This window comes from uncultured Microbulbifer sp., from assembly GCF_913055755.1.
Lineage (GTDB): Bacteria > Pseudomonadota > Gammaproteobacteria > Pseudomonadales > Cellvibrionaceae > Microbulbifer.
In genome coordinates, this window is sequence record NZ_CAJXKH010000134.1 from 1 (window position 1) to 7,253 (window position 7,253).

Sequence of the window (7,253 nt, forward strand, 5' to 3'; positions counted from 1 at the left end):
AGGGCGTCGGTTTCGCTGAAGCGGGGTTCAACCTGGTAAGTGAACATCGGTGTCCTCTTGATCAAAGGGAGAGAGCGGTCATTTAACCAGCCCGCCACCGAATCGGCCAGCCGGGCCGAAACACCGGGCGTTTTTGCCAATGCAAAAGACAGGTGGCGCCACTACCGCGTAAAATGCCCGCCCCTGATCCGCTACGCTATCTGGTAGCCCCCATCGTACAACGCCGTACACAACCCGAATTTAACCGTATTCGACTGCTGTATTTATGAGCCAGAAAGACAAACGCCCCCTGTACATTCCCCACGCCGGCCCCTCCTTGCTGGAAATCCCGCTGCTGAACAAGGGCAGCGCCTTTTCCCTGCAGGAGCGCATCGAGTTCAACCTGATCGGGCTGCTGCCGAACAATGTCGAGTCCATCAGTGAACAGGTCCGGCGCGCCTACCACCAGTACCAGCAGTGCCGCACAGATCTGGAGCGCCATATCTACCTGCGCGCCATTCAGGACGACAACGAGACCCTGTTCTTCCGCCTGATCGAACAGCATATCGAGGAGATGCTGCCGATCATCTATACGCCGACGGTGGGTGATGCCTGTGAGGAATTCTCCAACATCTACCGCAACCACCGCGGCCTGTTTGTGTCCTACCCGGACCGCAAACACATGGACGACATCCTGCGCAGCGCCACCAAAGACAATGTGAAGGTGATCGTGGTCACCGATGGCGAGCGCATTCTCGGCCTCGGCGACCAGGGCATCGGCGGTATGGGGATCCCCATCGGCAAGCTGTCTCTCTACACCGCCTGCGGCCGCATCAGTCCCGCCAATACCCTGCCGGTGATGCTGGATGTGGGTACCAACAACCGCACCCTGCTGAACGACCCCATGTACATGGGCTGGCGCCACGAGCGTATCTCCCAGGAGGAGTATGACGAATTCCTGGAGGAGTTCATGGCCGCGGTTAAACGCCGCTGGCCCAAGGTGCTGGTGCAGTTCGAGGATTTCGCCCAGACCAACGCGATGCCGCTGCTGGAGCGCTACCGCGACAAGATCTGCTGTTTCAACGACGATATCCAGGGCACCGCTTCCGTGTGTCTCGGCACGGTGCTGGCGGCCTGCAAGGGCAAGAAAGAATCCCTCGGCGAACAGCGGGTGCTGGTGGTGGGGGCCGGCTCTGCCGGCTGCGGCATTGCCGAGCAGATCGTCAAGGCGATGGTGGAAGAGGGGCTGAGCGAAAGCGACGCGCGCAAGCAGCTGTTCATGTTTGACCGCTACGGGCTGGTGACCAGAGACATGAAGGGCCTGCACGACTTTCAGGCGCGGCTGGCGCGGGACCCGGCGGATTTCGACGGTGCCAGCGAGTGGGATCTGCAGCAGCTGGTGGAAGAGGTGCGCCCCACCATCATGATCGGGGTCTCCGGTCAGGGTGGCCTGTTCACCCAGGCGGTGGTGGAGACCATGCACAAGGGCTGTGCGCGCCCGCTGATCATGCCCCTGTCCAACCCCACTTCCCGCGCCGAAGCGACCCCCCTGGAGGTGCTGACCTGGACCCGTGGCGAGGCCATGGTGGCTACCGGCAGCCCGTTCGAGCCGGTGGAGGTCGATGGGGTTACCCACAGCATTGCCCAGTGCAACAACGTCTACATCTTCCCGGGAGTGGGACTCGGTGTGATCGCCGCCGGCGCCCGCCGGGTCACCGACAATATGCTGATGGCGGCCTCTAACGCGCTGGCGGAACACGCGCCGGTGGTGAAGTGTGAAGAGGGCGCATTGCTGCCACCGCTGGCGGAGATTCGCGACATTACCCTGCATATTGCCCGCGCAGTGGGAATTCAGGCCCAGGAAGACGGTGTGGCACCGAAAGTGACGGAAGACCGGCTGGAGGCGGCCATCGAGCGCAACTCCTGGTCGCCGGCCTACCGGCATTACCGCCGCCGCTCGATCTGATTTTCGCGGTGCTGTCAGGGCAAAAAAACGCGGCCGCAAGGGCCGCGTAAACAATGCGGATATCTGCCGATCAGCCGCAATTCGGTGGCCGGGACGGAAAGCCCCGGCTGGAAACTGGATTTGCAGGAACTGTCCTGAAAGCGGGTGGTGACTGGGCTAAGTGCCAACAGGACAGTCCTGCCAGTTGAGTCTGGTCCAGGCCCGCGGATTTGGCTTACGGAAAGTGAAAAAATGGTGACGGATTTCTAATTTCACCGGTTGTTTCTCTTTCCGTGCACATCATGCGCGCCACGCCAGGGCCGCTAGCTGGCGGCCGGGTTGGCCGGGGGCTTCTGCTCCGGCGCCGCGCCCGCGCTGCTGAACTCTCCATCTACCGCCTTGTGGAATACCTCCTTGTAGTTGGGGAATTCCGTGCCCATCCAGCGATCCCACCAGGTGAAGTAAAAGCCGTAATTGCCCTGGAATCGCTGGTGGTGCAGGTCGTGATGGGTGGTGGTGGTCATGAAATCCAGCGGTCCGTCCACCCACCCCCTGGGATGGAATTCGCAGCCTGCGTGCAGCATGGTGTTGCGGAAGATCATCACGAAGATAAACGACAGCCAGATCACCACATGCAGTGGTATCGCCATCAGGATCAGCGGGGAAAACAGCGCCATCAGCACACCTTCGCCCACGGAAAAGCTGTACGCGGCCCAGGGCGTCGGGGTGCGGGAAAGGTGGTGCACCCGGTGGAAGTGCTTGAACAGCTTCGGGTGGTGCATGGTGCGGTGGGTCCAGTAGAAGTAGGCGTCGTGTATCAGGATCACCACCGGCAGGCTCGCCAGGTTCCACCACAGGGGAAAATCGTTCCAATGCCAGTAGAGCTTGACCAGCCCCCAGTCCTTCAGAATACCGGTAACGATGCCGACCGTGGCAAAAATGGCCATGGTAAGCATGGAGAAACTGACCTCGCGCCGGATATCTTTCCAGCTGGCACGGCGCTTCTGCAGGCGCCGCCGATCCATCCAGTGACGGAATAGCAAGCCCACCGACAGGCTTGTGACCGTTGCCGCCAGCAGATAACGGAACAGGTCGCGCTGAAAGTGCGCACTCCAGTCCCGCGCCATATCGAGCAGAAACTCCATACCTCCACCTCTTATTGCTTATTCTAGGGGCCCGTTGCGCGCGGGGCGGTGGCCCCACGGCAGGTAGAGGAGGGAGTTTGCTACAAGCGTTGCGCAGTTGCTTGCGAAAAATGAAAAAACAGCTGATGGATTCCGAAAATGCCGCCGGATCAGGCGGGCAGCTGTTCCCTGCGGTATTCGGTGGGGGTGAGCTGGTGCCGGCGTTTGAAGGCGGCGTTGAATGGACTGAGGGAGCGGTAACCGATATCCAGGGCGATGGTCAGCACCGGCAGGTGGGCCTCACCGGGGTCCGCCAGGCGGCGGCTGGCCTCGTCGATCCGGAACTGGTTCAGGTATTCGTTGAAGTTGCGGTATCCCAGGTGGCGGTTGATCAGTGCTCGCAGTACATGCTCCCGCGCATCCAGCTGCGCCGCCAGCTCGCGGATGGTCAAACCGGTGTGGCGGTAGCCCCCGCTCGCCATATGATCCTGCAATTTCTGCAATAACTGGCGCTGGCTCTCGTCCAGCGCTTCCTGCGGCTCCTCCGCAACCTCCGGCGTCGGCGCTGGCTGCGGGGCCTGGGGCAGGGATTCCTCCAGCGCTCTGGGAGACAGTGCCAGCAGCCACAGGCAGGCGGCAAAAGTGAGCGCCGCCGCCATGACCGCGTGCAGGGTGGTGATACCACTGGGCACCGGATAATAATTAAACAGGAATTCCGCACACACCACGATCAGCATGTAGCCGCCGATGGCAATCAGCAGGGCAATACGCAACTGGCGGCGCTCGGCCACCAGGTCCGATTGAAGCTGCTGCATCAGGGTGACCATCCCGGCGCCGATCAGGCCCAACTTGAAGGGTTGCGACAGGGGGTAAAACAGCGGGTGCAGATTGAACTGGCTGGCCAGCTCGATGATGAAGTCCGCGGCAATCAGGCCCCAGCCCCAGCGCGGGAAGTCCTGGCTTTCGCTGCACAGCTGGTGGGTAAACAGCCAGAAGGCGGCGGGAATCAGCATGGTGGGCAGGTCGATGAGAAAATCCACCACCGGCTGTTCAATGCCGAGCAACGGCCGCACCAGGTAGAAAAAGGCTCCGCATAGCACAACCAGTAACCAGGTGTTGCCCCGGCGGCGGGCGTGACTGATACCGATCCTGGCGGCTGCCAGTAATAACAGGCTGCAGGCTGCGCCGGTAAAAAAGCTGTAACTCACTGACATACCTCTGGTTACCCTTTTCTGTCCCCTGGTTTTCCGGCTAGCGCCAGCGCGCGACCCAGGCGTCGAGGACTTTGCGGCTGTAGGTGTGGCGGCCGTAGCTGCCGTTGTAGTAGGCCAGCGCGTTGGCCATATTGCCCTTGGCCTTTTTGATGTAGTGCTTGAGGATGGTGCAGCCGTAGCGGAGGTTGGTGTCCATATGGATGAGGTTGTCCTCGGGGCGGCCGATTTCATTTTTCCAGAAGGGCATTACCTGCATCATCCCCTGGGCGCCCACGCGGGACACGGCGTAGGGGTCGAAGGCGCTTTCGATCTGGATCACGGCGAGGACGATTTCCGGCTGCAGGCCGGCGCGGGTGGCTTCGCGATGGATGGCCTTGAGTACCCGCATGCGTTCTTCGGGTTCTTTGATATAGCGGGCCAGGGGCTGGGACTTGGCCATCAGCCACACTTCGGCATCGAAGCGGTCGGCAAAACTGTCTGCCTCGGTCACTGCACTTTTCAGGGCTAACAGCAGTTCCGGATCCACCTGTTTTACCTGGGCGGATGCGGCGGCGCTGAGCAGGCACAGCAGCAGTGTGGTGAGGGCTTTTCTTATCATGGGGTGGGATTTTACGGGAATGGGCTGGGGAAGGGCAGTGACTTTAAGCTGGTCCGTTGGCGGCCCTGCTACCGGGTGCACCTTTGCTGGACACGCCGTAAACCCATCCCTGGGGGCTCTGCACCGCCATCCATGGCGGTGAAGGGCCAGCAAAGGGGGACCCGGCATCAGGGGCTTTACATCAGAGTTCGGCACTTCGATAAATGCCGGTTAATCAGAGCACAGAACTATTCGCCACGGCCAAGCGCTGGGGGGAGGGTTTCAGGACTGTCGGAAACAGGGATGTTTCCGACAGAGCGTACAGGGACGTATTCACAGCGGTCCTGAAACCCTCCCCCCAGTGATTGGCCGCCTCCGGGCCTGCTTACGAAGCTCCGAAGGGCTTCGAAGCCGGAAGATCAGTGGGCAATCTTTTCCAGAAGAATGTCCAGAATCTGGTCCGCAGAGAACTCCTGATTCTCGCTGTCGCGGCGGCCCTTGTACTCGATGTTGCCTTTTTCGAGTCCGCGGTCGCCGATGACGATACGGTGCGGGATGCCCATCAGCTCGGTGTCGGCCAGCATTGCCCCCAAGCGTGCCTTGGGTTCGTCCATCAGCAGTACATCGATGCCCTTGGCGGTCAGTGTTTCATAGATGTGCTCGCACTTCTGCTGTACCAGCTCGCTCTTTTGCATATTGATCGGCACAATCGCCAGCTGGAATGGCGCGATGGCTTCCGGCCAGATGATGCCGGCATCGTCGTGGTTCTGCTCGATGGCCGCGGCCACCACGCGGGAAACACCGATGCCATAGCAACCCATTGTCATCACCTGCTCCTTGCCGTTCTCGTCCAGCACCGTCGCATTCATCGCGCGGCTGTACTTGTCGCCCAGCTGGAAGATGTGGCCGACTTCGATACCGCGTTTGATCTCGAGGGTGCCCTGGCCGTCCGGGCTGGCATCGCCGGGTACCACATTGCGCAGGTCTTCCACGCGCTTCAGCGGTACGTCCCGCTCCCAGTTCACCCCGGTCAGGTGGTAATCGTCCTTGTTGGCACCGCAGATAAAGTCCGCCAGGTGCGCCGCGGCGCGGTCGACGACCACCTCGATATTCATACCCACCGGGCCCAGGGAACCGACACCGCAACCCAGCTCGCTGGCAATGCGCGCTTCCGGGGCAAATTCCAGCGGGCTGGCAATGCCCGGCAGCTTTTCCGCCTTCAGCTCATTCAGATCGTGGTCACCGCGCAGCACCAGTGCCACCAGCGGTGCGGTTGCGTCCTCTTCCTCGGTTTCTCCCAGCACGATCAGGGTCTTCACCGAGTGCGCGGGGTCCGTGTCCAGGAACTCGCTCACCGCCGCAATGGTCTTCTGGTTCGGGGTGTGAACCTCTTCCATATCCTTGGACGGCGCCGCACGCTCACCCGCCGGGGCAACCGCCTCCGCCAGTTCCACATTCGCCGCGTAACGGCTCACTGTGGAGAACGCGATATCGTCCTCGCCGCTCTCTGCCAGTACGTGGAACTCGTGGGAGTGGGAGCCCCCGATGGAACCGGTGTCCGCCAGCACCGGGCGGTAATCCAGGCCGATGCGGTCGAAGACACGGCAGTAGGCACCGTGCATGGTGTCGTAGGTTTCCTGCAGGGAATCCGCGGTCAGGTGGAAGGAATAGGCATCCTTCATGGTGAACTCGCGCGCGCGCATCACACCGAAACGCGGGCGGATCTCATCGCGGAACTTGGTCTGGATCTGGTAATAGTTGGCCGGCAGCTGCTTGTAGCTGCTGACCTCGGTGCGCACCAGATCTGTGATCACTTCCTCGTGGGTCGGGCCCAGGCAGAAGGCATTGTCGTGGCGATCCTGGATCCGCAGCAGTTCCGGACCGTACTGCTGCCAGCGACCGGACTCCTCCCACAGCTCCGCCGGCTGCACAATCGGCATCAGCACTTCCAGCGCGCCCGCGCTGTTCATCTCCTCGCGCACGATCTTTTCCACCTTGCGCAGTACCCGCAGGCCGGTGGGCAGCCAGGTGTAGAGGCCGGAAGACAGGCGGCGGATCATGCCGGCGCGCAGCATCAGCTGGTGGCTGATGACCACTGCGTCATTGGGGGTTTCTTTCTGGGTGGCGATCAGATAGCGGGATGCGCGCATAGTGCTTTCTTTTACTGTCGGTGGAATTTAAAGGGCGGCCATTTTACGCCGGTGGGGGCGGGTTTTGGTAGGGGCTCGCTTGTGAGGAAGGTTAGCAGGAAGGTGCTGGCGCCGGTGGAGGTTCGTGAGACCTTCACCGGCAGGGATGCCGGTGCAGAGCCCCCAGGGATGGGTTTACGGCGTGTCTTGCGAATCACCATCGCTAGCAGCGCCGCCCCGTAACCGGCCACTGGCAGTACTACTGCTCTGTGCGGCAGGTAAAGC

Annotated in this window: 5 protein-coding genes; 1 reads left to right on the top strand and 4 read right to left on the bottom strand. The window is 61.5% G+C overall.

Translation table 11 applies throughout. The features are described from left to right. The first annotated feature begins 265 nt into the window (after positions 1-265). Positions 266-1,945 carry an NAD-dependent malic enzyme gene (locus QZ511_RS15845; protein ID WP_295803880.1) on the top strand — a complete coding sequence of 560 codons (1,680 nt, stop codon included), beginning with the start codon at positions 266-268 and terminating at the stop codon, positions 1,943-1,945. A gap of 302 nt (positions 1,946-2,247) precedes the next feature. On the opposite strand, the gene QZ511_RS15850 is transcribed toward QZ511_RS15845, so the two are convergent. The 4 genes from QZ511_RS15850 to QZ511_RS15865 all read right to left on the bottom strand — a co-directional run bounded on the left by QZ511_RS15850 (position 2,248) and on the right by QZ511_RS15865 (position 6,989). Continuing rightward, positions 2,248-3,069: a sterol desaturase family protein gene (locus QZ511_RS15850; protein WP_295803881.1), complete on the bottom strand. Its 822-nt coding sequence runs from the start codon at positions 3,067-3,069 to the stop codon at positions 2,248-2,250. A 149-nt stretch (positions 3,070-3,218) separates the two neighbouring features. Then, positions 3,219-4,262, bottom strand: coding sequence for a helix-turn-helix domain-containing protein (locus QZ511_RS15855; RefSeq protein ID WP_295803883.1), 1,044 nt, complete (start codon positions 4,260-4,262; stop codon positions 3,219-3,221). A 37-nt stretch (positions 4,263-4,299) separates the two neighbouring features. Beyond that, positions 4,300-4,860 carry a lytic transglycosylase domain-containing protein gene (locus tag QZ511_RS15860; protein ID WP_295803885.1) on the bottom strand — a complete coding sequence of 187 codons (561 nt, stop codon included), beginning with the start codon at positions 4,858-4,860 and terminating at the stop codon, positions 4,300-4,302. A 398-nt stretch (positions 4,861-5,258) separates the two neighbouring features. After that, the gene (locus QZ511_RS15865) at positions 5,259-6,989 is read right to left on the bottom strand and encodes a proline--tRNA ligase (protein WP_295803887.1); all 1,731 of its coding nucleotides are present in this window, start codon (positions 6,987-6,989) and stop codon (positions 5,259-5,261) included. Positions 6,990-7,253: the final 264 nt, after the last annotated feature.